Origin of the sequence: Nocardioides oleivorans (genome assembly GCF_004137255.1) — a bacterium.
Classification (GTDB): Bacteria; Actinomycetota; Actinomycetes; order Propionibacteriales; family Nocardioidaceae; genus Nocardioides; species Nocardioides oleivorans.
Map to the genome: position 1 here is coordinate 1,820,748 of NZ_SDWT01000001.1, position 23,660 is coordinate 1,844,407.

General features: G+C 72.2%; 19 protein-coding genes. 11 read left to right on the forward strand and 8 right to left on the reverse strand.

Annotated elements, in window-relative coordinates; genetic code table 11:
• Positions 1–63 precede the first annotated feature (63 nt).
• Positions 64–894: an aldo/keto reductase gene (locus EUA93_RS08650; protein WP_129399757.1), complete on the reverse strand. Its 831-nt coding sequence runs from the start codon at positions 892–894 to the stop codon at positions 64–66.
• 64 nt (positions 895–958) lie between these two features.
• Here EUA93_RS08650 and EUA93_RS08655 point away from each other — a divergent pair, with 64 nt between their 5' ends.
• Positions 959–2,884, forward strand: a complete 1,926-nt coding sequence (locus EUA93_RS08655) for a M3 family metallopeptidase (RefSeq protein ID WP_242497292.1) — start codon at positions 959–961, stop codon at positions 2,882–2,884.
• 14 nt (positions 2,885–2,898) lie between these two features.
• Here the strand turns inward: EUA93_RS08655 and EUA93_RS08660 are convergent, their stop codons facing one another.
• The 3 genes from EUA93_RS08660 to EUA93_RS08670 all read right to left on the reverse strand — a co-directional run bounded on the left by EUA93_RS08660 (position 2,899) and on the right by EUA93_RS08670 (position 7,399).
• The gene (locus EUA93_RS08660; RefSeq protein ID WP_129399758.1) at positions 2,899–4,338 is read right to left on the reverse strand and encodes a M28 family metallopeptidase; all 1,440 of its coding nucleotides are present in this window, start codon (positions 4,336–4,338) and stop codon (positions 2,899–2,901) included.
• A 103-nt stretch (positions 4,339–4,441) separates the two neighbouring features.
• Positions 4,442–6,475 (reverse strand): M4 family metallopeptidase, encoded by a 2,034-nt coding sequence (locus tag EUA93_RS08665; protein ID WP_129399759.1) that lies wholly within the window; start codon positions 6,473–6,475, stop codon positions 4,442–4,444.
• Positions 6,476–6,685: 210 nt separating this feature from the next.
• Positions 6,686–7,399 (reverse strand): SGNH/GDSL hydrolase family protein, encoded by a 714-nt coding sequence (locus EUA93_RS08670; RefSeq protein ID WP_165355097.1) that lies wholly within the window; start codon positions 7,397–7,399, stop codon positions 6,686–6,688.
• A 118-nt stretch (positions 7,400–7,517) separates the two neighbouring features.
• Here EUA93_RS08670 and EUA93_RS08675 point away from each other — a divergent pair, with 118 nt between their 5' ends.
• Positions 7,518–8,318 carry a GNAT family N-acetyltransferase gene (locus tag EUA93_RS08675; protein WP_129399761.1) on the forward strand — a complete coding sequence of 267 codons (801 nt, stop codon included), beginning with the start codon at positions 7,518–7,520 and terminating at the stop codon, positions 8,316–8,318.
• Between the two features lie 40 nt (positions 8,319–8,358).
• Here EUA93_RS08675 and EUA93_RS08680 read toward each other — a convergent pair whose 3' ends face one another.
• Positions 8,359–8,649, reverse strand: coding sequence for a Dabb family protein (locus EUA93_RS08680; RefSeq protein ID WP_129399762.1), 291 nt, complete (start codon positions 8,647–8,649; stop codon positions 8,359–8,361).
• A gap of 194 nt (positions 8,650–8,843) precedes the next feature.
• Here EUA93_RS08680 and dnaK point away from each other — a divergent pair, with 194 nt between their 5' ends.
• The 7 genes from dnaK to EUA93_RS08715 all read left to right on the forward strand — a co-directional run bounded on the left by dnaK (position 8,844) and on the right by EUA93_RS08715 (position 17,956).
• The gene (dnaK, locus tag EUA93_RS08685; protein ID WP_129399763.1) at positions 8,844–10,727 is read left to right on the forward strand and encodes a molecular chaperone DnaK; all 1,884 of its coding nucleotides are present in this window, start codon (positions 8,844–8,846) and stop codon (positions 10,725–10,727) included.
• A complete protein-coding gene (gene grpE, locus EUA93_RS08690) occupies positions 10,724–11,398 on the forward strand; it encodes a nucleotide exchange factor GrpE (RefSeq protein WP_242497293.1) in 675 nt (224 codons plus the stop codon). Before dnaK ends, grpE begins: the two co-directional genes overlap by 4 nt.
• 11 nt (positions 11,399–11,409) lie before the next feature.
• A complete protein-coding gene (dnaJ, locus tag EUA93_RS08695) occupies positions 11,410–12,582 on the forward strand; it encodes a molecular chaperone DnaJ (protein WP_129399764.1) in 1,173 nt (390 codons plus the stop codon).
• Positions 12,579–12,995, forward strand: coding sequence for a heat shock protein transcriptional repressor HspR (locus EUA93_RS08700; RefSeq protein ID WP_129399765.1), 417 nt, complete (start codon positions 12,579–12,581; stop codon positions 12,993–12,995). Before dnaJ ends, EUA93_RS08700 begins: the two co-directional genes overlap by 4 nt.
• Before the next feature lie 121 nt (positions 12,996–13,116).
• Positions 13,117–16,023: an Ig-like domain-containing protein gene (locus EUA93_RS08705; RefSeq protein ID WP_165355098.1), complete on the forward strand. Its 2,907-nt coding sequence runs from the start codon at positions 13,117–13,119 to the stop codon at positions 16,021–16,023.
• A 297-nt stretch (positions 16,024–16,320) separates the two neighbouring features.
• A complete protein-coding gene (locus EUA93_RS08710) occupies positions 16,321–17,631 on the forward strand; it encodes a reverse transcriptase family protein (protein WP_129399767.1) in 1,311 nt (436 codons plus the stop codon).
• Between the two features lie 55 nt (positions 17,632–17,686).
• Positions 17,687–17,956, forward strand: a complete 270-nt coding sequence (locus tag EUA93_RS08715) for a hypothetical protein (RefSeq protein ID WP_129399768.1) — start codon at positions 17,687–17,689, stop codon at positions 17,954–17,956.
• 2 nt (positions 17,957–17,958) lie between these two features.
• On the opposite strand, the gene EUA93_RS08720 is transcribed toward EUA93_RS08715, so the two are convergent.
• Genes EUA93_RS08720 through EUA93_RS08730 form a run of 3 tightly spaced genes read right to left on the reverse strand, consistent with a single transcriptional unit; the run spans position 17,959 to position 20,997 of the window.
• Complete coding sequence (locus EUA93_RS08720) at positions 17,959–18,729, reverse strand: lysophospholipid acyltransferase family protein (RefSeq protein WP_129399769.1); 771 nt, start codon at positions 18,727–18,729, stop codon at positions 17,959–17,961.
• A 49-nt stretch (positions 18,730–18,778) separates the two neighbouring features.
• Positions 18,779–19,564, reverse strand: a complete 786-nt coding sequence (locus EUA93_RS08725; RefSeq protein ID WP_129399770.1) for a pentapeptide repeat-containing protein — start codon at positions 19,562–19,564, stop codon at positions 18,779–18,781.
• A 29-nt stretch (positions 19,565–19,593) separates the two neighbouring features.
• Positions 19,594–20,997 (reverse strand): glycoside hydrolase family 16 protein, encoded by a 1,404-nt coding sequence (locus tag EUA93_RS08730; protein WP_129399771.1) that lies wholly within the window; start codon positions 20,995–20,997, stop codon positions 19,594–19,596.
• Positions 20,998–21,416: 419 nt separating this feature from the next.
• Here EUA93_RS08730 and EUA93_RS08735 point away from each other — a divergent pair, with 419 nt between their 5' ends.
• Both EUA93_RS08735 and EUA93_RS08740 read left to right on the forward strand, forming a co-directional pair.
• The gene (locus tag EUA93_RS08735) at positions 21,417–22,913 is read left to right on the forward strand and encodes a cobyric acid synthase (protein WP_129399772.1); all 1,497 of its coding nucleotides are present in this window, start codon (positions 21,417–21,419) and stop codon (positions 22,911–22,913) included.
• Complete coding sequence (locus EUA93_RS08740) at positions 22,910–23,653, forward strand: cobalt-precorrin-6A reductase (protein ID WP_129399773.1); 744 nt, start codon at positions 22,910–22,912, stop codon at positions 23,651–23,653. The genes EUA93_RS08735 and EUA93_RS08740 overlap by 4 nt, the downstream gene beginning before the upstream one ends.
• Positions 23,654–23,660: the final 7 nt, after the last annotated feature.

The following is a 23,660-nucleotide window of genomic DNA, read 5'->3' on the forward strand; positions in this document are numbered from 1 at the left end:
GAGCGGTGAGTGACCCACATTCCGCACACCGGAAATGTGGCTCACTCACCGCCCAAGGCGAGATCAGAAGGTGTCCGGGTTCGGGCCCATCCGGCCGGACTCGCCCTGGTCGAGCTCGTCGAGCGCGGACATGTGGGTCGGCTCGAGCTCGAAGTCGAAGATCTCGAAGTTCTGCTTCATCCGGTCGGCGTTCATCGACTTCGGGAAGACGATGTCGCCGCGCTGGACGTGCCAGCGGAGCGTGACCTGGGCCGGCGTACGGCCGACGAGGGAGGCGATCTCACCGATGGTGTCGTCGTCCATGACCTTGCCCTGCGCGATCGGCGACCACGCCTCGGTGAGCACGCCGTGCTTGGCGTTGGCGGACCGGACGTCCTCGTTGGCGAAGAAGGGGTGCACCTCGACCTGGTTGACGACCGGCACGACGCCCGTCTCGGAGACGATGCGCTCGAGGTGGGCGGGCTGGAAGTTGGAGACGCCGATGCTGCGGGTCTTGCCGGCCTCCTGCGCCTCGATCAGCGCGCGCCAGGTCTGCACGAAGTCGCCGCCGTACTTGTTGGGCAGCGGCCAGTGGATGAGGAAGAGGTCGACCTGGTCGAGGCCGAGCTTGTCGAGCGAGGCGTCGATCTCGCGGCGCGCGTCGTCGGGGAGGTGGAAGGAGTTGTTGAGCTTGGTGGTGACGTAGAGCTCGTCGCGGGCGATGCCAGAGGCCTTGATCGCCTCGCCGACGCCGGCCTCGTTGCCGTACATCTGGGCGGTGTCGATGTGGCGGTAGCCCGCCTCGAGCGCCTTCGTCACGGTGGCGGCGGTGTCCTCTGCAGGCACCTGGAACACGCCGAAGCCGAGCTGGGGGATGGTCGTGCCGTCGTGGAGCGAGATGTCGGGAACAGTCATACAGGTCCCTACGCAGGGAGCCCGCGAGGTATTCCGGGCACCAGGGGCGTCCTAGTCTCTTGGGGTGACTTCCGAGACCGAGACCCCGCTCGTCCCCCTCGCCCTCCCCGGGGGCGGTGACTGGCTGACGTGGGTCAGCCGGCGCTGCGAGGGCAGCCTCGCCGAGGCGGTCGAGCTCGTGGCCGCAGTGAAGGGCGGACCGGCCGACGACGTGCTCGCCACCTGGAACCGCGCCGAGACCGCGATCGCCAACGCGGAGGCCGTCGCCCTGTGGGCCGAGGTGCACCCCGACGCCGCCGTGCGCGACCGCGCCGACGAGCTGAGCCAGGAGGTGCAGAAGTACGTCACCGAGCTGGGCCAGGACCTGGAGCTGTACGCCGTCCTCGACGGGCTCGCGACCGACGGCCTGGACGCCGACGCCACGCGCATCCTCGAGGACACGTTGCGCGACTTCCGCCGTGCCGGTGTCGATCGCGACGAGGCCACCCGCGACCGGCTGAAGGAGCTCAGCGAGCAGGGCGTGAGGCTCTCGCAGGACTTCGGCCGCAACATCCGCGACGACGTCCGCTCGATCAAGGTCGCTCCCGAGCGCCTCGCCGGACTGCCGGACGACTACCGCGCCGCCCACGAGCCGGGCGACGACGGCCTCGTCACCATCACCACCGACTACCCCGACCTCGTGCCGTTCATGACCTTCGGCGCCGACGGCGACGCGCGCCACGAGCTCGCGCTCGCCCAGAACAACGTCGCGTGGCCCGCCAACGACGAGGTGCTCCAGGGCATCTTCGCGGTCCGCCGCGAGACCGCCGACCTCCTCGGCTACGACTCGTGGCCCGACTACGACACCGAGGTCAAGATGATCGGCAGCGGCCAGGCCGTCGCTGACTTCATCGAGCGGATCAGCGCCGCCGCCAACGAGCGGGCCGCCAGCGAGCTCGCCGTGCTGCTCGAGCGCAAGCGGGTCGACGTACCCGGCACCGACGTGGTCGCGACCTACGACTCGCGCTACTACTCCGAGCTCGTCCGCCGCGAGCAGTACGACGTCGACGGGCAGGTCGTGCGGACCTACTTCGGTTTCGAGCAGGTCCGGCAGGGCCTCCTCGACGTCACCGGTCGGCTGTTCGGCCTCGAGTGGACGCCGGTCGACCGGGCCGAGGCCGGGACCTGGCACGACGAGGTCGCGAGCTACGACGTCGGGCTCGAGGGGCGGCGGATCGGGCGCATCCACCTCGACCTCCACCCGCGCGAAGGCAAGTTCAAGCACGCCGCGCAGTTCGACATGGTCAAGGGCATCGCCGGCGTGCAGCTCCCCGAGGGCGTGCTGGTCTGCAACTTCAACCGCGGGCTGATGGAGCACGACGAGGTCGTCACCCTCTTCCACGAGTTCGGCCACCTCGTGCACCACGTGCTGGGTGGGCAGGGGGACTGGACCCGCTTCTCCGGCGTCGCCACCGAGTGGGACTTCGTCGAGGCGCCGAGCCAGATGCTCGAGGAGTGGGCGTGGGACGCGGACGTGCTCGCGACCTTCGCGCGCAACGCCGCCGGCGAGACCATCCCCGCCGAGCTGGTTGCCGCGATGCGTCGCGCCGACCACTTCGGCAAGGGCGTCTACGCCGCGCAGCAGATGGCCTACGCGGCGCGGTCCTACTACTTCCACGCCGGCCCGCACGACGACCTCACCGCCTACGGCGACGAGCTCCAGCGGCGCTACTCGGTCTTCCCGCCGCTCGAGGGCGGGCACATGCACTGCGCCTTCGGCCACCTCGACGGCTACTCCTCGGGCTACTACACCTACATGTGGTCGCTCGTGATCGCGAAGGACCTCTTCTCCGCGTTCGACGACGACGACCTGTTCGCCACCGACGTCGCGACTGCCTACCGCGACAAGGTGCTCGCGCAGGGCGGCCGTGCCGACGCCGCAGACCTGGTCGCCGACTTCCTCGGCCGCCCCTACTCCTTCGACGCCTGGACCGCCTGGCTCGAGGAGTAGGGACCGCCGCGGACCTAGGAGGTCGTGACCGAGGTGTCGTCGAGGACGAAGCTGGTCTGGACCGAGGAGTCCTCGGTCGCGAGGAACTTCACCGTGATCGTCCTGCCGCGGTAGGCGAGGAGGCTGTGCGAGGTCTGCGCCCAGGTGGCGTTGGCGCCCGCGTTGCTCACGGTCCGCAGCGTGGTCGTCGTACCTCCGCTGACGACCTGCACCTTCAGCGTGTCGTAGGCCGTCGAGCCGGTCTCGGCGGTGTCCGTGCGCAGCCAGTACGACAACGACGCCGCGGTCGCGGAGGCCGGGATCATCACCTGCTGCTGGACCGACTCCGTCGCCGCGCGCCCGTTGCCGCCGAGCCACGCCTTCCAGGTGCCGGCGTGGGCGGGGCGGCCGGTGTTGCTCGTGATCGCGCCGGAGGTGCCGGTCCACGACGCGGCGCCGGACTCGAAGCCGGGGTTGGCGAGCAGGTTGGCGCCGGTCGGCGGGACGCTGGTGCCGCCGAAGTCCTTGTCGGCGTAGAGCCAGACCATGTGGCCGATCATGTCGAGGTTCCGGTCGAGCGCGGTGGTGTTGATGTTCGCCGTGGTGTCGCACGAGCGGTGGTAGCAGGGGTCGAACGCCCGTCCTGCCGTGCCGCCCCACTTCTGCGCCTGGGCGCTCGTCTTGATGTCCTCGCCACCGGAGTACATCCCGGTCGTGGCGATGCCGTAGCTGCGGAACGACGCGTGGTCGGAGCGACCCTGCACGTCGATGTACTCCCACGGGATGCCCTTCGACGTGTAGTACGCCGTCATCGCGTCGCGCGCCTCGTTGCCGGCCGCGTTGTCGTCGTAGACGAAGTAGCCCGGGTTGGGCGAGCCGACCATGTCGTAGTTCTGGTAGAGGTCGATGCGGTCCTTGTCGGCCGTCGGCAGGTTGCGCATGTAGTGGTTCGAGCCGAGCAGCCCCTGCTCCTCCGCGCCCCACCACGCGAAGCGCAGGTGGTTCCTCGCGGTGTTGCCGCTGGCGGCCCAGGCGAGCGCGGCCTCGAGGACCGCCGCCGAGCCGGTGCCGTTGTCGTTGATGCCGGGGCCGGCCGAGACGCTGTCGAGGTGCGCGCCGGTCATCACGACGTGCTCGGCGTCGCCGCCGGGCCAGTCGGCGATGACGTTGTACGACGTGCCCGACGAGGTCGAGAACGACTGGAGCTGCGTGGTGAAGCCCGCCGCGTCCAGCTTGGCCTTCACCCAGTCGGCCGAGGCCTTGTAGCCCGGCCGGCCGGTCGCGCGGTTGCCGCCGTTGGCGGTCGCGATGTCCTGCAGCGCCTGCAGGCTGGCGGTCACGTTGGTGATGCTCAGGTCCGGCGAGGGGGCCGCGGCGGCCGGCGACGTGGTGCCGGCGAGGGCCACCCCGGTCAGGCTGGCGACCAGGGTCGTGGTCGCGACGGCGGAGAGTGCGGTCGTACGGATGCTGCGCATGGCGTGGGTCTCCCGAGAGGTGGAGGAACGGCGGTGCTCGTTCACGGATGGAGAACGGGGCGGGGCAGCCAGGCTGCCCCGCCCCGTCAGGTGCGGTGGGACGTCAGGAGACGTTCAGCGCGGTGTCGTCGACCACGAAGCTGGTCTGGAGCGAGGAGTCCTCGGTCATCGTGAAGCGGATGGTGACCGTCTTGCCCTTGTAGGCCGCCAGGTTGGCGGAGTACTGGGTGTAGGTCGCGTTCGTCCCGACGTTGCTGAAGGTGCGCAGCGTGGTCACGGTGGACCCGTCCACGACCTGCACCCGCATCGTGTCGTACGCCGTCGAGCCGGTCTCGGCGGTGTCGGTGCGGATCCAGTACGACAGCGTCGCGGCGGTGGCGGAGGACGGGATGGCGACCGACTGGTTGACGGTCTCCGTGCTCGACGTGCCGTTGCCGCCGAGCCACAGCTTCCACGAGCCCGTGCGGGCGGCGCGGCCGGTGTTGTTGGTGATCGGGCCGGAGGTGCCGGTCCAGCTCGTCGCACCGGACTCGAAGCCCGGGTTCAGCAGCAGGTTGCCACCGGTCGGCGGGGTGGTGGGCGGCGTGGTGGGCGGCGTGGTGGTGCCACCGCCGCACGTCGGGTCGGCGGACTGGGCCGGCACGTTGACGGCGTTCCAGGCGGCCTTGACCGCGTTGAACTGGGCGCAGGTGCTGTCGAGGTTCTTCGCAGCGGTGAGCGTCCAGGTGCGGTACTTGAGGTAGCTCGACGACGAGGTCTTCATCAGCATGCCGTTGTAGAGGACCTTGATCGCGGCCTGCTCACCGATGCCGGTGACGGACTGGCCGTTGCACTTCGAGACGCCGCCGCGCGAGAGCAGGTAGAACCAGTGGTCGCCGGGGCCGGCGGCCGCGTGCACCTCGGCGCTGGGGATCGAGCTGGAGTAGCACGACGGGTCGCCGACGTTGGCCGGGTTGGAGCCGTCGCGGATCGGGCCCTGGCCGACGAGGTCGATCTCCTCACCGATGGTGTGGTCAGGGGTGTCGTAGGGCGAGGGCTGGTTGTCGTAGTACTCCGTCGACGTCGCGAACGCGTCGCCGATGAACTCCTGCGTGCCGCCGCCCGAGATGCCGCCGGGTGTCTTGTCGTCGATGCCGTGGCCGAACTCGTGGGCCACCACGTCGATCGAGGAGATCCAGCGCCCGCCGGTCTGGCTGTGGCCGATCTGGACCTGCGTGCCGTCGTAGTAGGCGTTGACGTCGTTGAGGCCGACGCGGATCGGCACCCAGCCGCCCGAGCCGTTCATGCCGTTGCGGCCGAGCCACGACGACAGCATCCCCTTGAGCTGCTGCGCGGCGTAGAGCGCGTCGACACAGCCCGTCTCACGGTTGGTCGGGTCGCCGTTGCCCCACGCGTCGTCGGTGCCCGTGAAGGTGGCGTTGCCCGAGGCGTTCTGGCACTTGAGCGTGGTCGCGGTCGGGTCGGTCATGCTGAAGCTGCTGCCCGAGCCGCTGGTCTGGATGGAGACCGGGTTGGGGCCGGAGTACGCCGCCGTGCCGGTGCCGTGCGCGATCTGCTCGCGCGACTCCAGGACCGAGCCGTCGTTGGCGTCGACCCAGACCTTCTGCCACGACACGTGGCCGGCGTCGACACCGCGGACCTCGACCTCGTAGGCCAGCCTGGTGCCAGCGTCGCGGTGCCAGATGACCAGCTCCGGCGCCGAGGCGTCGGTGACCTGGTCGACCTGGGACGTCGCGACCCTGGCAGCGCGGGCGGCCTTCAGGGTCGGCGTGGTGCTGCCGATCTCGACGGGCTGCTCCTGGGCGACGGACGAGCCGACGACCTGGCCCTCGGCGTTGGCGAGCACGACGAAGTCGCCGCCGACGACGCGCAGTCCCTCGTGGGTGCGCTCGTAGGCCATCGAGTAGACGCCGGCGTCACCGTCGTACGTGCCGGTGCGGACGAACGAGTCCGCGGTCGCGCGCTCCAGCGCGTTTCCGTGGCCCTGGACCCAGGAAGCAGCAGCCTGCTGGGCCTCGAGGCGGGGGTTGCCCGCCGTGGGTGCGGCGTCGGCCGGGGTGGCGGTCGGTGCCAGGAACGACGCAGCGACCGCGGTCGCTGCGATACCGGCCAGTGCGGCCAGTCGAGATGATTTCACTGGGGTGTTCCAATCGTGAGTTCGAGCCCGAGAGCCCGATGACGGATTGGGTGATGCGGACCAGTGCACAACTTCGCAATCGCTCATACCTTCGTCAATGAGGCTGGATCTGCATGATCGTGCAACGCGAGAAGTTGCACATCCCGACCGAAGATCTTGCGGTGGGTCCGATAATCGGACCTCCGCGGGATTCCGTTGCGCTGAGCGCAATCAGGGCAGCAGAACCACCGGACGCGCGGGGTCCACGGCTGCGATTCGCTCGGCCACGGCGTCCCCGAACTCGGCGTGACCGTCCTCGGTGAGGTGCAGGTCGTCGTCGAGGTAGTCGAGGTCGAGGTCGTCCGTAGGGATGTAGGGGACGCCGTACTCGTCGCACAGGCGAGCCAGGACGCCATCGACGCGCGGCACGGCCGCGACGCGCGACGGCGCGGCGGCGGGGCCGACCACGACGACCTGCTCGGCGGCCAGGTCGACCATCAGGGCCCGGAAGCCGCGCTCGATGGCGGCGTCGGTGCGGTCGAAGTCGTTGAGCCCGCCCTCGACGACCACGAGCCGCGGGCGGACGGCGGCGACGGCGGTGGCCGCGCGGGCGTGGAACGAGACGTGTCCGCACGAGCTCGCGCTCGCGCTGAAGCCGGAGCCGGAGAAGCCGGCGACGTGCACGCGACCCGGCAGCCGGGACGGCCACGACCGGACCAGGTCCTCCTGGCCGAGGCCGACCGACCACGAGTCGCCGATCACCAGCACCTGCTCGCCGTCGCCCGTCACGATCGACTGGCGCTCGCGTGCTTCGACGCGGTGCTGCTGGCAGCGCGTCGCTCCGGCGCCCGCGCGGTCGGCGACGTAGAACGCCATGAGCGCAGCGAGCAGCGTCACCACGACTGAGGCGCCGACGACCCGGCGCAGGTTCCCCCGATGGACCACGTGAAAAGTGTGCGGCCTGCCGAGCCGTTTGCGCAGGGGAATGTCCCTGAGATTTCCCCTACATCCGGCAGCTTTATCGGCAGGCGGTGCCCGTCCCGGCCGATCTAGGCTGCGGCCCATGACGACCGACCCGCTCCTGACGGCGTACGACGACCAGCTCCGCACCGAGGCCGAGATGGCCCGGGCGACCTCGGTCGACCGGGACGGTCCGCTGTGGCGGGCGGTCTTCGACCACGGCGGCTTCGTGTCCTACCGCGACCTCGGCGGGGTCTCCGGCGACGCCCTCGACGCGCTGATCGGGGCGACCGTCGCGCACTACCGCGACGACACCGACGTCGACTCCTTCGAGTGGAAGTCGCGCGGTCACGACCTGCCCGCCGACCTCGGGGAGCGGCTCGTCGCCCACGGACTGGTCGCCGAGCCGGTCGAGACGGTGATGATCGGGGAGGCGTCGCTGCTCACCGTCGACGTACCCCTGTCGGAGACGCCCGAGGGGCCGGTCGTCGTACGCCGCATCCTGCCCGGCGCCACCGCGTCGGACGACCTGACCCGGATGCTCGCCGCGCAGGAGTCGGTCTTCGGTGGCGGGCGCGGGCCGTCGCTCGCCTCGTCGATGCGCGAGCTGGAGTCCGACGCATCGGAGTTCTGGATCGCCGAGGTCGGCGACCGGGTCGTGTGCGCCGGCCGGCTGACGCCCGTCGAGGGCACCGAGTTCGCCGGCGTCTGGGGCGGCTCGACGCTCCCCGAGCTCCGCGGTCGCGGCATCTACCGCGCCCTGGTGGCCGCCCGCGCCTCCTCCGCGCTCGAGCGGGGGATCCGCTACATCCACTCCGACTGCACCGACATGTCGCGCCCCATCCTCGAGCGCGCCGGCCTCCGCGCGGTCACGACCACGACGCCCTACGTCTGGACGCGCTGAGGCGCCGGGGCTGCTGTCGGACCAGGCGTCCCGGTCCGGGTCACAGCGGCGTGTAGTCGATCTCCAGGAAGTCGGCGACCTCGGGCACCCAGCGCTCGGCGACGAAGGCCGTGTGGACCGGGTGCTCGTTGTATCCGTCGTAGGCCGCCCGGTCGTCGAACTCCATCGAGAAGCCGAAGGCGAAGTCGTTCTTCGGGCTCGTCTGGCGCAGCTGCTCGAACGCCGTCACTCCCGGGATGTCGGCCAGCGCGCGGGCGGCGGCGAGGAAGTCGGCCTCCTCCGCCGACCCGGGGTCGTGGTGGAGACGGAAGGCGACGGTGTGCCGGATCATGCCGACCACGGTAGGGGTGACGCGGGCCACGCGGAACCGGTGTCCGGATCCGGGAACATACGGCGCTGCCGTGCGTTGAACTGGATAACGAGAGTTGAGTCAGATCGACTCAAGTGTTTTGCCTCCTGATCCGCAGCGCGGCAGGATGGCGACAACCCCAAGCATCCGGAAGAACCAACGCAGGAGGTAACACCATGGCTCGAGCGGTCGGCATCGACCTCGGCACGACGAACTCCGTCGTCGCCGTCCTCGAAGGTGGCGAGCCCACCGTGATCGCGAACGCCGAGGGCGCCCGGACCACTCCGTCCGTCGTCGCGTTCACCAAGTCCGGCGAGGTCCTCGTCGGCGAGGTCGCCAAGCGTCAGGCGGTCACCAACGTCGACCGCACCATCCGGTCCGTCAAGCGCCACATGGGCGAGGACTGGTCGGTCGACATCGACGACAAGAAGTTCACCCCGCAGCAGATCAGCGCGTTCGTGCTGCAGAAGCTCAAGCGCGACGCGGAGGCCTACCTCGGCGAGACCGTGACCGACGCGGTCATCACCGTGCCGGCGTACTTCTCCGACGCGCAGCGCCAGGCGACCAAGGAGGCCGGCGAGATCGCGGGCCTCAACGTCAGCCGCATCGTCAACGAGCCCACCGCGGCCGCGCTGGCCTACGGCCTCGACAAGGGCGAGGACCAGACGATCCTCGTCTTCGACCTCGGTGGCGGCACGTTCGACGTCTCCCTGCTCGAGATCGGTGAGGGCGTCGTCGAGGTCAAGGCGACCTCCGGTGACAACCACCTCGGTGGCGACGACTGGGACAACCGCGTCGTCGAGTGGATGGTGAAGAAGTTCAAGGACAGCAACGGCGTCGACCTCGCGGCCGACAAGATCGCCAAGCAGCGCCTCCAGGAGGCCGCGGAGAAGGCGAAGATCGAGCTGTCCTCCTCCAGCGAGACCACGGTCCACCTGCCCTACATCACCCACGGCGAGTCCGGCCCGCTCCACTTCGAGGAGAAGCTGACGCGCAGCGAGTTCCAGAAGCTCACCGCCGACCTGCTCGAGCGCACCAAGGCGCCGTTCCAGTCGGTGCTGAAGGACGGCGGCGTCGCCGTGGCCAACATCGACCACGTGGTCCTCGTCGGTGGCTCGACCCGCATGCCGGCCGTGACCGAGGTCGTCACCGAGCTCCTCGGCGGCAAGCAGCCCAACAAGGGCGTCAACCCCGACGAGGTCGTCGCCGTCGGCGCCGCGCTCCAGGCCGGCGTCCTCAAGGGCGAGGTCAAGGACGTGCTGCTCCTCGACGTCACCCCGCTCTCCCTCGGCATCGAGACCAAGGGCGGCGTGATGACCACGCTCATCGAGCGCAACACCACCATCCCGACCAAGCGCTCGGAGATCTTCACCACCGCCGACGACAACCAGCCGTCGGTGGAGATCAAGGTCGCCCAGGGCGAGCGCCAGATGTGGAGCCAGAACCAGCCCCTCGGCAACTTCGAGCTGACCGGCCTCCCGCCGGCCCCGCGCGGCGTGCCGAAGATCGAGGTCACCTTCGACATCGACGCCAACGGCATCGTGCACGTCTCGGCCAAGGACCAGGCATCCGGCCGCGAGCAGTCGATGACCATCTCCGGCGGCTCGGCGCTCGGCAAGGACGAGATCGACCGCATGGTCAAGGAGGCCGAGCAGTACGCCGAGGAGGACGCCAAGCGTCGCGAGGCCGTCGAGGCCCGCAACCAGGGCGACCAGCTCGTCTACACGACCGAGAAGTTCCTCACCGACAACGCCGACAAGCTCCCCGACGACGTGAAGACCGAGGTCCAGGCCGACGTCGACTCCCTCAAGGCGACCCTCGCCAGGGAGGACGCCACGTCGGAGGAGATCACCGCCGGCGTCACCAAGCTCGGTGAGTCCAGCCAGAAGATGGGTGCTGCGATGTACGCCGCCGCGGAGGCCGACCAGGCCGCTGCGGGCGGTGCTACCGGGGCGACCGGCGAGGCCGACGACGACGTCGTCGACGCCGAGATCGTCGACGAGCCCGTCGAGGGCGAGGCCACCGACGCCCCGTCCGACCCGGAGGGTGAGAACAAGTGACCACGCCCGGCAGCGGATCCTTCGGGGACGCGGCCGGCGAGATGGCCGACGAGACCGAGGTCGAGGTGCCCGTGGAGGGCGCCTCGGCCTCGGCCGGCCAGCCGGACGCGGCGTCCGACACCACGACCGACCCCGGCGCCGACCGCGACATCAGCGGCGTCGACAACTGGCTCGAGGAGGGCGGACCACTGGAGCCCGAGGACGTCATCGACGTCGAGACCGGCGAGACCGACCTCCCGCCCTCGACCGACGTACAGCTCGCGGAGCGGACCGCCGACCTGCAGCGCCTGCAGGCGGAGTACGCCAACTACCGCAAGCGCGTCGACCGCGACCGCCAGATGGTGGCCGAGAACGCGACCTATCGCGTCCTCGCGCCCATCATCGAGGTGCTCGACACGATCGACCGCGCCCGCGAGCACGAGGAGATCGAGGGGGGCTTCAAGGCCGTCGCCGACCAGCTCACCGGCGTCGTCACCAGCCTCGGCCTGACCCGCTTCGGCGAGCCCGGCGACCCGTTCGACCCGAACCTCCACGAGGCGCTCAGCCACTTGGGCACCGACCCGGAGGTCGCGGTGGCGACGTGCAAGCACATCGCCAAGGCCGGCTACAAGATCGGCGACCGGGTGGTGCGCGCCGCCCAGGTCCTGGTGGTCGATCCCGCCGATGGCTGACGGGGGCTGCCATGAGTGACGCCGTACGCAACGACTGGGCCACCAAGGACTTCTACCAGGTCCTGGGCGTGGCGAAGGACGCGAGCGCGGCCGACATCAAGAAGGCCTACCGCAAGCTCGCGCGGGAGAACCACCCCGACTCCAACCCCGGTGACGACGCCAAGCACGAGAAGTTCAAGTCGGTCGCCGAGGCCTACGACGTCATCGGCGACGAGGCGAAGCGGAGCACGTACGACGAGTTCCGCTCGCTGCAGTCGCGTGGCGGGTTCAGCCCCGGCATGGGTGGTGGCGGCTTCGGCGGTGCCGGCGGCGGCTTCAACCTCGACGACCTGCTCCGCGAGCGCGGCGGCGCCGGCGGCGGGCTCGGCGACATGTTCGGCGACCTCTTCGGGGGCGGCCAGCGGACCCGCCAGCAGCAGGCCCCCCGCCCGCGCCGTGGCGCCGACATGGAGAGCAGCGCCACGATCGGGTTCACCGACGCGATCGACGGTGTCACCCTGTCGCTGCGGCTGCCGACCGACACGGCGTGCGAGACGTGCCAGGGCACGGGCGGCAAGCCCGGCACCCGGCCGCACATCTGCCCGCGGTGCGAGGGCGCCGGCTTCGTGGTGTCCGGGGCGGGCGGCGCGTTCGCGATGCAGGAGACCTGCCCCGCGTGCGGCGGACGCCAGCTCGTGTACGACGAGGCGTGCCCGACGTGCCACGGCTCCGGCCGCGGCACCTCCGCCCGCGCGATCCAGGCCCGCATCCCGGCCGGGGTCAAGGACGGGGCGAAGATCCGGCTCAAGGGCAAGGGTGCCCCGGGTGAGAACGGCGGCCCCGCCGGCGACCTGTTCGTGAAGGTCACGGTGACTCCGCACCGCGTGTTCGGGCGCAAGGACGACAACCTCACCATCGACGTGCCCGTCTCCTTCGACGAGGCGGCGCTCGGTGCCGAGGTGCGGATCCCGACGCTCGGCGGCTCGCCGGTCACCCTGAAGCTCCCCGCGGGCACGCCCAACGGCCGCACCTTCCGGGTGCGCGGCAAGGGCGCGACCAAGCGCGACGGCACCAAGGGCGACCTGCTCGCCACGATCGAGGTGAAGGTCCCGGCCAACCTCGACCCGACCGCGCGCGAGGCCCTCGAGGCCTACCGCACGGCCACCGCCGGCAAGCCGCTGCGTGAGGGGCTGTTCTCGTCATGAGCTCACCTTTCGGCACGCCGTCCCCCGACGCCGCCGTGTACGTCATCAGCGTGGCGGCTGAGCTGACCGGGCTGCACCCCCAGACCCTGCGCGCCTACGAGCGCATGGGCCTGATCCAGCCCGGTCGCACCGGGGGCGGCGGCCGGCGCTACTCCCACCGCGACCTCGAGCGGCTCCGCGAGATCGCCGACCTCACCAGCGCCGGCGTGGGCGTCGAGGGCGTGCGCCGCATCATGGACCTCGAGCTCCAGGTCGACGCCCTCCGCGCCCGCAACGAGGAGCTCCTCGCCGAGCTCGACGCCGTACGCCGCGCGGTGGCGGCGCGCGCCACGACCGCTGCCCCGGCCAACAAGCTCCCGGTGCTCCACACGGCCGCCGGTCAGTCCGTCGTCGTCTGGCGCCGGCCGGGCTGACCCGTTCTGCTCAGCCCGAGAGGGTGAGGTCGAGCCACAGGACTGCCACAAGCAACAACGGGACATGCACAGCAGCACGATTCGCCTGAGGTGTCCGGCCCGCGAAGGTTCTGATTCGGCCATGACCTCCCGGATCTCCGTCGGCGCGCGTGCGCGCCGCGGGCTGCGCACGCTGACCGTGCTCGCCCTTCCTGCCACCACCCTGGCCCTCGTTGGCCTCGGTGCTCCCGCCGCGCAAGCGGCCAATCCCGACGCGGACTGCGTGCTCTCCGGCAACACCTTCGCCTGCACCCTGACCTACGCCTACACCGGGTCCGCGCAGACCTTGCGCGTGCCCAACGCCGTCGACAAGGTCAGCGTGGTGGCCGTCGGCGGACAGGGCGCGACCTACGACTCGTCCTCGACGCCCGGACGCGGCGCCGTGGTGAGCGCGGACGTCCCGGTGACGCCCGGTGCGACCTACTACGTGATGGTGGGCGGCAACGCCGGTCGGCCCGGTGGCGGCTGGAACGGCGGAGGCAACGCCGCGAGCAGCGCCGGCGGCGGTGGCGGTGCCACCGACCTCCGGTCGGTCCCGTCGTCCGACCCGTCCTCGCTGTCGTCGCGTGTCATCGTGGCCGGCGGCGGTGGCGGTGGCGACCTCAGGCAGTCCAACGGCGGAGACGCCGGACTCGACGGCGCGAACGGCCGTCAGGGCGACGGCGCTGTGGGATCGCCCGGCGCTGGCGGCACGCAAACGGCGGGAGGCGCCGGCGGCGCCTCGCCGGTCGGAAACCCGGGCACCAACGGTCAGCTCGGCCTCGGCGGCAACGGCGGGGCGCAATGGGGCGGCGGCGGAGGTGGTGGTCTCTACGGCGGCGGCGGCGCGGGCGGTGGGTCCACCACCGGTAGCGGTGGCGGTGGCGGCTCCTCGCTGGTCCCGGCCGGCGGCACGGTCGTCGTCAACTCGACCGGCCAGGCTCCCCAGCTGCGCGTCACCTACACGTCCTACCTCGCCGGCTCGGACCTCAGCCTCGGCGCCCCCTCGGTGGCTGCTGGAGTCGCGAACCCGGTCACGATGACGGTGACCGACGGCTCGGCGACCAAGACGGTCACCCCCCAGACGCTCACGATCGCCCCGACGGGCGGCGCCACCGGCGCCACCTGCACCGCGACCGCCTGCTCGGCGACCCAGATCGGCACCTACACGGTCACCGGCACCTACGGCACCCAGACGCAGAAGGCGACGTTCAAGGTCGTCGCGGGTGACGCGGCCTCGATCGACCTCACCCCGGCCACCGGCACGGCGGCAGCGGGTGAGCAGGTCGACTACACCGTCACCGGCACGGACACCTACGGCAACGTTCTCGGCGACCTCACGGCCGACTCCCTCGTGACCTGGACCGGTCCGGGCGGCACCAACGTCGCCTGCCCGAGCGGCGTCTGCACGATCGACGTGGTCGGCGCCTACACCATCAACGCCAGCACCCCGGGTGCCGGCGGCGCCGCCGTGACCGACTCGGCGACGCTCACCGTCACGGCCGCCGACGTCGCGACCCTCAAGCTGTCCCCGGCCAACGCGGTCGTGGCGGCCGGTCAGTCGCGCAGCTACACCGTGACCGGCAAGGACGCCTTCGGCAACGACCTCGGCGACCTCACCTCGTCCGCGGCCTTCTCCTTCGCCCCGTACGACGGCGGTGCCTCGACCGCGTGCGTCGCGGCCACCTGCACCCCGGCGACCGCCGGCGTCTACCAGGTGACGGCCACCGTCGGCGGCGTGTCCGCCACGGCCACCCTGGTGGTGGAGGCAGTCGCGACCGAGGTGACCGTGACCCCTGTCTCCGGCATCGTCTTCGGCGCTGACGTGCCGGTCTCGGCGACCGTCTCCAGCGGCGCCGGCACGCCCACCGGCACCGTGCAGTTCTCCCTCGACGGCACCGCCATCGGCGCACCGGTCACCGTGGGTTCCAACGGCGTGGCCGCGCTGCCCGACGTGACCGGCCTCCACGCCGGTCTGCACACCATCGGTGCGGCGTACACCTCTGCGGACGGTTCCTTCGCCCGCGGCGACGACGAGTCGTCGTTCGTCGTCGCCAAGGCTCCGACCACCACTGCGGTCACCACGACCCCGGGCAAGCTCACCGCGACCGTCACCGGTGCGGGCGAGCCGACCGGAGACGTGACCTTCTTCGTCGACGGCGTCGACGTGGGCTCGGCCGCGCTCGTCGACGGCACGGCGACCCTCGAGGGCACGTCCAACGACGGCGGATCCGTCGTCGGAGCGTCGTACGCCGGTGACGCCGACCACGAGGCCTCCTCGACCTCCACCTCGCGCACGGCCCCCGTGGTCACGCCGAAGGCGGACGGCCCGGGTCGCAACGACTGGTACAACGGCCCGGTCACCGTGTCGTTCACCTGCGGCTCCGACGTGACGACCTGCCCGGCCCCCGTGGTCCTCGACAAGGAGGGTGCCGGCCAGTACGTCACCCGCACCGTCATCGGCACCGACGGCGGCGTCACCACCGTCACCGCCGGCCCGTACAACCTCGACCTGACGGCCCCCGCCGCGTCGGTGTCGCGCGTGGGCAACGGCAAGACCTACAAGGGCCGCGCCCGCATCGGTGAGTGCGTGGGTGGTGACGCCCTGTCGGGCCTCGCGTCCTGCACGGTCGCCACGACCGGCGGTCCGTTCGGTGCGATGACCACCACGGTCACGACGGCTGACGTCGCGGGCAACACCACCACCTCGACCGCGTCCTACCAGGTGCTCGGCACGTGGCTGGCGCGCTCGAAGCAGGTCGGCTCGGCCTGGACGCTCGGCAAGGGCTCGCGTCGCGTGCTCCACGTGATGTCGACCAAGGCGCCCAGGCTCTCCGGCTCGGACGCGGTCACCGCGAGCACCTTCCGGATGGTCGGTCGCACCGGCGGCATCACCGAGTGGGTGGCCTCGCTGACCGCGAGCAGCTCGCTCAAGGCCGGACGCACCGTGTCCCTGAAGCTCACGAGCTCGCAGGGCGCGCAGACGGTGCGGCTCAGCATCATCAGGTGACACCACGGACCCCGGGACGGGCGGCGCGGCCGCTCGTCCCGGGGTCCTGTGCGTCCTGCGCCGCCCGGTCCAGGCCGTGGTGTCCGCACGTCCGGTTAGGGTGCCGAGGGTGCGGCAGCGCTTCTTCGAGACGGCTCACCGGTGCGCGTCACCGGTCAGCTTCTCCGGGGCTACCCCGGGGACCACCGGAACGTTCGGGCACTGCACCGCGCGCGACGCGCTGCGCTTCGCTGCAGGAGGTCGCGCGCACGACGGGACAGGTCGGGCTGCGCTGTCGCACGCCAGCCGACGGGCCGCATGAGGCCGGAGCTCGCCCGCGCGCTCGCGGCCGGGTTCGTCGCCGGGGAGTGGACCCGAGCCGGGCTGGAGGCGAGCGGAGCGGTCGTCCTGGGCCGGCGCCCGCGCTGGCTCCCGCCGCTGGCGCGCCAGGTCCTCGAGCTCTACCCGCGCGCGCCGGTCGACCGGCCGCGCGAGCTGGCCACCAACATCGCCTCCCGCCCCGCTGCGGCGAAGGCACTGCGCGCCCGCGCGGTCGTGCTGCCGATCGCCGAGACCCGGATGCTCACCAACCGGTGGCGGCTCCCGGCCCTCGACGGCCTCGGCGACCTGGCCGCCTTCCTCGACCTCGCGCCGTCGGAGCTCGACTGGTTCGCCGACCCGCGCCGGTTGGCGAGGCTGACCAGGCAGTCGCCGCTCCAGCACTACCGGGTCAGCCACCGGGTCGCGCCCAGCGGCGGGATCCGCGTGCTCGAGGCACCCAAGCCCCGGCTGAAGGCGCTCCAGCGACGCCTGCTCCGCGAGGTCGCCTCGCTCGTCCCACCGCACGACGCCGCCCGGGGCTTCCGTCCGGGCGGGTCGGTGCGGTCGTACGCCGCTCCCCACGCCGGCCGGAGCGTCGTGCTGCACCTGGACCTGGAGGCCTTCTTCGCCAGCGTGACGGTGTCGCGGGTCTACGGCATCTGGCGCACGGCCGGCTATCCCGAGCCGGTGGCCCACGCCCTCGCCGGTCTGGTGACCAGCGTGCTCCCGCTCGCGGCGTGGCGGGCGATCCCGGCGCCGGCGGACGACGGGCTGCTCGACGCGCACTGGCGCCTCGGTCGCCGGCTGGCCGCGCCGCACCTGCCGCAGGGCGCGCCGACGTCGCCCGCCATGGCCAACCTCGCCGCCTTCGCGCTCGACGTCCGGCTCACCGCGCTGGCGCGGTCGTGGGGCGGGCGCTACACGAGGTACGCCGACGACCTGGCGTTCTCCGGCGAGCGGGGCTGGGGCACCGGCACCTCGCGGCTCGTCGACGCGGTCGAGCGCATCGTGGTCGACGAGGGGTTCCGGCTCAACCCGCGCAAGACCGGCGTGATGCCGCGCGCCGGCCGCCAGGCGCTGGCCGGGCTCGTGGTCAACGATCGTCCGCACGTCTCGCGCCACGACGTCGACCTGCTCAGGGCGATCCTGCACAACTGCCGCGTCCACGGGCCCAGCAGCCAGAACCGCGACGACGTACCTGCCTTCGAGGAGCACCTGCGCGGTCGCATCGCCTGGGTCGCCCAGCACGACACGCTGCGCGGGGCGCGGCTGCTGGCCCTGCACCGCGAGATCGACTGGAGCAGGTGAGGGTCCTGCCGCGCGATGTCGGTGCGACCGCGTAGGTTCGTGGCGTGAGTGAGCGATGAGCAAGATGGACAACCTCCGCGCGATGCGTGAGGCGAAGTACGCCGAGTCCCAGAAGCGCGCGGCCACGGCACCGAGCCGCCCGAAGGCGCAGGCCCCGGTGGCGCCGCCCGCGCCCAAGAAGGTCGAGGAGCGCGCCGGCGCGGCTGCCGCGAGCCCGGCCGAGGCCGCGGCCGACACCGACGAGCTCTGCGGCCACCGCAACATCAGCGGCCGCACCTGCACCCGCGAGAAGGGCCACGCGGCCAAGAGCCACCGCTACTCCTGACGTCAGGCGATCGCGAGCGCCGACTCCCGTACGCCGCTGGGGTGGGGCGCGTCCTCGCCCCGGAGCTCGGCGACCTGGGCCACCAGCACCGCCATCACCTCGTCGGCGACCCGGCGCACGGTCGCGTCGTCGACCGGCGCGCCAGCGGCGAGGCCCGCGAGGCGTCGTACGTCGATGGGTGCGCCCACTGCGACCGCCACCCGGGGCCGCAGCACCGTGTTGCGCAGGAGCCGGCCGAGGATTCGTCGCGAGCCGACGACGCGCTCGGCACCGACGAGCGCGACCGGGACGACCGGGGCACCGGTGCGCAGCGCGAGGCGGACCGCACCGGTCTTGCTGCGCTCGGGCCAGTGCGCCGGGTCGCGGGTGATCCGGCCCTCCGGGAAGAGGCCGACGGCCTCGCCGGCCTCGAGCGCAGTGGCGGCGGCGTCGAGGGAGCCGGCGGCGGACGACGTGCCGCGCAGCACCGGGATGAAGCCGAGCCGGCGGACGATCGGCCCGACGAGGCCGGAGCGGAAGACGCCGCCGGTGGCCATCAGGCGCAGCGACCGGCCGAGGCGGCGGCCGACGAGGGCGAGCAGGATGCCGTCGGCGAAGCTCGTGTGGTTGGCGATGACGATGACGGGGCCGTCGGGGAGCTCGGTGTCGGGGACCGAGCGGCGGGTCAGCTCGAGCCGGCTGACGGCGGAGACGACGGCGCCGAGGAGGCTGGCGGCGAGGGCGTAGAGGAGGGCGGCGCGGAGGCCGGGGCGCTGCCAGGTGCTGGGTTCCATGCCGCGAAGTCTGGTGGCCGACGGGTGCTCCCGGCAGCAGTACGGCTACTCAGGTCCAGTGGCCCGGCCGGTCGATGCCGTCCGGCAGCACGGTCCTCGCGTCGCCCCGCGCGCCGTTGACCTGGGGCTGGGTGAGGAAGAGCGTCGACGACAGGTCGGTGCCGCGGACGTCGGCGTCGCGGAGGTCCGCGCCGAGCAGGTCGGTGTCGTCGAGCGAGGTGTCGCGGAGGTCGGCCTGGATGAGGACCGCTCCCCGCAGGGTCGCGCGGCCGAGGTCGCGCGTGCGGAGGTCGCGACCGGCCAGGTCGTCGTAGGACAGGTCGGGACCGGAGCCGCGGACCGCGACGCTGGCGTCGCGGAGCACCGTGCCGACGCGTGCCTGCAGCTCGTCGAGGTCGGTGGTCAGCAGGGTGACCGGGTCGGCGTGGTCGAGGGCGACGATCTCCTCGACTAGCCCGTCGGGCACGACGCCAGCTGCGCGGTCGGCGGCCGTCCGCAGGTGCAGCAGCATCTCGTGGAGGCCGCGCACGACGGACAGCACGGCGGCCATCTCGCCGAGGTCGGTCTGGTCGCGCCAGGACGCACCGGCGAACGTCACCCGGGTGACGTGCTGCCCCGCGCCGAAGCACTCGAAGCGGGTGCAGCCGACCCAGCCGTCACGTCGCAGGGTGGCGTGGATGCCGCACGAGTCGTCAGCGGCCAGGTTCGCGCACGGCGTGCCGCCGGGCTTGGAGACCTTGAAGCCGTCGTCGCGCGAGAAGGGCAGCAGGACGCAGCACAGGCCGCTGCACTGCGAGCAGTCCGACGACAGGACAGGCAGGTCGGGCAGGCTCACCGGTCCATCGTCTCAGGAGCGCACCAACGTCAGCAGGTGGCGGTGTGCGTCCCCGGCGTGAGGCGGGTGCCACCGCGGGTGCGCTGTCCGGTGCCGGCGGGGTAGGAGCGCACCCAGTCGACCAGCGTGCGCGTGGTCCGCATCGGCGCCGTGCCCGAGGCCTGCATCGAGATCCGCACGGTCATCGACTGGCCGGAGATCGCGGCCGGATCGGTGACGCGTCCGACGGCCTTGCCGTCGACGAACCAGGTGATCCGGCGCGGGGTCACGTCGACGGCGTAGGCGTGGAAGGACTGGTTGGTGGTGACCGGCAGGGTGCGGCTCCAGGCCTGCCCGGTCGCCGCCCTCGCACCGATGGTGATGCCACTCGTGCTGGGCCTCGCCTCGACGAGCGTGATCGCGCGGGCGTCGCAGCCGGTGGCAGCGTCGGCCAGCGGGATGAGCTCGGCCTTGAGGACGTAGTCGGTGGAGCCCCCCGCCTGTACCATCGGCATCAGTCGCGTCTCCCACCGGCCGTAGGCCTGGGCGGCGCCGCCCTGGAGCATCGCGGCCAGCGAGCCCTGTGAGCCGGCACGGCCGGCCCCCTCGCTGTTGCTGCTCAGCTGCATGGCGCCGTTGCGCATCGCGATCCGGCCGGTGCCGTCGCTCGCGTCGGTCCACGACCCGCGCCGTCGGGTGCCGACGGCCGCACGGTCGGAGAGGGACTCGCCGAACTCCCAGTCGAAGTCGTAGAGCTGCTTGCCCCACCGCAGCGAGCCGGCGGCGGTGCTCTGGTGCGGCGCACTGCGTCGGAGGACGGGCTCCGGTGCCGGGGCGGCGACCCGGGTCGACGGACGCTCGCGCGCCGTGCGGCGGACGTCGACGTACACGGGGTAGCTGGGGAACCAGCCGACGTGCCCGACGCCCTGGTCGAAGTCCTCCTGGCGCACGCGGTAGACGGCGGGGCCGGTCGCGGACGGCGTGACGGTGAACGAACCGGTGCCGTCGGACCCGACGGCCGACGACGCGAGGGACGTCCACGAGGCACCGACACGCTGCTGGAGCGTGAGGGCACGCCCCACGAGCAGCGGCATCGCGGACGTGTCGGCGACGAGGGTCAGCGGCTGGCCGGCGACCGCGCTGCCCCGAGCGGTGAGGACGACCTCCTGGTGCACGGCGTCGGAGGTCCACGTGCTGGTGCGCCGGGAGCCGGACACGACGCGGTAGACGATGTGGCTCGAGTGGGCCGGGACCCGCAGGGTGAAGCGTCCGCCGGCGGTGGTCCGGGTGCGCGCGCCGGCCACGTCGCGCCAGACGTCGCCGCTGCGGCCGAGGTTGCTCTGGAGGTGGACCGTACGACGACCGCCGGCGCCGATGCTGCCGCGCAGGGTGATCTCCTGCCCGGCGGTGAAGGAGCCGTTGCCGGGACTGGCCGACAGCGTTCCGGCGCGCATCGAGGGCGCGGACGGCTGCGCGGCCGGCTGGGCGGCGGTCTGCGCGAGGGTCGGGTGCGGGGCGACGAGGGCGAGGGTGCTGGCGAGCAGCAGCGAGAGCAGCGCGGTGGGGGGACGGATGACGACCTCCGAGGTCGGGTTACCCCGACCCTAGGCACACCTCAGCGCTCCTGTCGCCCGGTTGCGACGAACAGGAGCGGTGGATCAGGCGTACCAGCCGCTCTGCATGGCGAACGCGTTGACGAAGATGAGCGCCACGAAGAGGCCGCCGATCACCCGGTTGTCGAAGATCAGCTTTCCCATACCTCCACACTTCCCCGGACGTCGCGGGGGTGAAACATGGACTGCGTAAAGATTGCGTCTGCCTTTGGCCGAGAGCCAGCGAGCGTGCCGCGACCTGACCTCTCTAGGCTGGACCGGTGAGCGCGCTGCTGGTCGCCGGGACCACGTCCGATGCCGGCAAGACCATCGTGACGACGGCGCTGTGCCGGGGCTTCGCGCGCCGCGGGATCCGGGTCGCGCCGTTCAAGGCGCAGAACATGTCCAACAACTCGATGGTCTGCGCCACGGCTGACGGTCGCGGCGCCGAGATCGGCCGCGCGCAGTGGATCCAGTCGGTCGCGGCCGGCGCCGAGCCCGAGCCCGCGATGAACCCCGTCCTGCTCAAGCCCGGTGGTGACCGGCGCAGCCACGTCGTGGTGATGGGCCGGCCCGGCGGGACCATCGACTCGAAGGACTTCGTCGGCGGGCGGACCCACCTGCGCGACGCCGCCTACGCCGCCTTCGACGACCTGCGCTCGCGCCACGACCTGGTCGTCGTCGAGGGAGCCGGCAGCCCGGCGGAGATCAACCTGCGCGAGGGCGACTACGTCAACATGGGGCTCGCCCAGCACGGCCGGATCCCGACGCTGGTCGTCGGCGACATCGACCGCGGCGGGGTGTTCGCCGCGCTCTTCGGCACCGTCGCGCTGCTCGACAGGGCCGACCAGTCGCTCATCGCCGGCTTCGTGGTCAACAAGTTCCGCGGTGACGTCGACCTGCTGCGCCCGGGGCTCGACCAGATCCGTGAGCTGACCGGGCGCGAGGTGTACGGCGTCCTGCCGTGGCACCCCGACCTCTGGCTGGACTCCGAGGACGCGCTCGACCTCGCCGGCCGCCGCACCTCGGACGACGAGGCGCGCCTGCGCGTGGCCGTCGTACGGCTGCCGCGGATCTCGAACTTCACCGACGTCGACGCGCTCGGCATCGAGCCCGGCGTCGACGTCACCTTCGCCTCCGATGCCCGAGCCCTGGCCGGCGCCGACCTCGTCGTGCTGCCCGGCACCCGCGCCACGATCGAGGACCTGGCGTGGCTGCGCTCGCGCGGCATGGACCGGGCCGTCCTCGACCACGCGGCGTCGGGCAGGCCGGTGCTCGGGATCTGCGGCGGATTCCAGATGCTGGGGCGGCGCATCGTCGACCCGTCCGGTGTCGAGGGGGCCGTGGGCGCGGACGTGGCGGGGCTCGGCCTGCTCGACGTCACCACGACCTTCGGCGCCGACAAGGTGCTGCGGCTGCCGATCGGTACGGCGCTGGGGCAACCGGCGCACGGCTACGAGATCCACCACGGCCGGATCACCCGGCACGGCGGTGAGGAGTTCCTCGGCGGCGCGCGCGCCGGTGCGGTCCTCGGGACCATGTGGCACGGCAGCCTCGAGGGTGATGAGCTCCGGCGGGCGCTGCTGTCGGAGGTCTCGGCGGCGGCCGGGGCGTCGTACGAGCCGGGGGACGTCAGCTTCTCCGCGATGCGCGAGCGACGGCTCGACCTCCTCGGCGACCTGGCGGAGGAGCACCTGGACCTCGACGCGCTGCTCGACCTGGCCACGTCCGGCGCGCCCGACGGCCTGCTGGTGCTCGAGCCCGGGGCCTCCCGATGAGGATGCTGCTGCTCGGCGGCACGAGCGAGGCGCGCGAGCTGGCGGCGCTCCTGCTGGGGTCGGACGTCCAGCTCGTGTCCTCGCTCGCCGGACGGGTCGCCCGTCCGCGGCTGCCCGTCGGGCCGTGCCGGATCGGCGGCTTCGGCGGCGTCGACGGTCTGCGGGAGTGGCTGACGAGCCACCGGATCCAGGCCGTCGTCGACGCGACCCACCCCTTCGCGGAGGGGATGTCGGCCAACGCCGTCGCCGCCTGCACCGCCGAGGGACTGCCCCTGCTCCGGCTGGCCCGCCCCGGGTGGTCGGACGCGCCGGGGTCGGACCAGTGGCACTGGGTCGACGACCACGCCGCCGCCGCCTCGTCGGCGGCCGGCCTCGGGAGGCGTCCGCTCCTCACCGTCGGGCGCCAGCACCTCGACCGCTTCGTGGGCCCGCTCGCCGGGCACCGGGCGGTCGCGCGGGTCGTCGACACCCCGGCCATCGAGCTCCCGCAGTCCTGGTTGGTGGTCAACGACCGCGGTCCCTACGACCTCGCCGGCGAGCTCGAGACGCTGGGCGAGCACGCGGTCGACGTGCTCGTCACCAAGGACTCCGGCGGCAGCTACACCTGGCCCAAGATGGAGGCCGCCGGGCAGCTCGGCGTGCCCGTGGTCGTCGTACGACGTCCGGGTGCGACCGACGGCGTCGCGACGGTCAGCGACGCCGGAGCCGCCGCTCAGTGGGTCCTCAGCAAGCAGCCCTAGGCTGGCA

Bases quoted from the DNA above. Each gene is read 5' to 3' on its own strand.
- EUA93_RS08650 (WP_129399757.1), bottom strand. From the start codon at position 894: ATGACTGTTCCCGACATCTCGCTCCACGACGGCACGACCATCCCCCAG.
- EUA93_RS08660 (WP_129399758.1), bottom strand. From the start codon at position 4,338: ATGCGCAGCATCCGTACGACCGCACTCTCCGCCGTCGCGACCACGACC.
- EUA93_RS08675 (WP_129399761.1), top strand. From the start codon at position 7,518: ATGACGACCGACCCGCTCCTGACGGCGTACGACGACCAGCTCCGCACC.
- EUA93_RS08680 (WP_129399762.1), bottom strand. From the start codon at position 8,649: ATGATCCGGCACACCGTCGCCTTCCGTCTCCACCACGACCCCGGGTCG.
- dnaK (WP_129399763.1), top strand. From the start codon at position 8,844: ATGGCTCGAGCGGTCGGCATCGACCTCGGCACGACGAACTCCGTCGTC.
- dnaJ (WP_129399764.1), top strand. From the start codon at position 11,410: ATGAGTGACGCCGTACGCAACGACTGGGCCACCAAGGACTTCTACCAG.
- EUA93_RS08700 (WP_129399765.1), top strand. From the start codon at position 12,579: ATGAGCTCACCTTTCGGCACGCCGTCCCCCGACGCCGCCGTGTACGTC.
- EUA93_RS08705 (WP_165355098.1), top strand. From the start codon at position 13,117: ATGACCTCCCGGATCTCCGTCGGCGCGCGTGCGCGCCGCGGGCTGCGC.
- EUA93_RS08710 (WP_129399767.1), top strand. From the start codon at position 16,321: ATGAGGCCGGAGCTCGCCCGCGCGCTCGCGGCCGGGTTCGTCGCCGGG.
- EUA93_RS08715 (WP_129399768.1), top strand. From the start codon at position 17,687: ATGAGCAAGATGGACAACCTCCGCGCGATGCGTGAGGCGAAGTACGCC.
- EUA93_RS08720 (WP_129399769.1), bottom strand. From the start codon at position 18,729: ATGGAACCCAGCACCTGGCAGCGCCCCGGCCTCCGCGCCGCCCTCCTC.
- EUA93_RS08730 (WP_129399771.1), bottom strand. From the start codon at position 20,997: ATGCGCGCCGGAACGCTGTCGGCCAGTCCCGGCAACGGCTCCTTCACC.
- EUA93_RS08740 (WP_129399773.1), top strand. From the start codon at position 22,910: ATGAGGATGCTGCTGCTCGGCGGCACGAGCGAGGCGCGCGAGCTGGCG.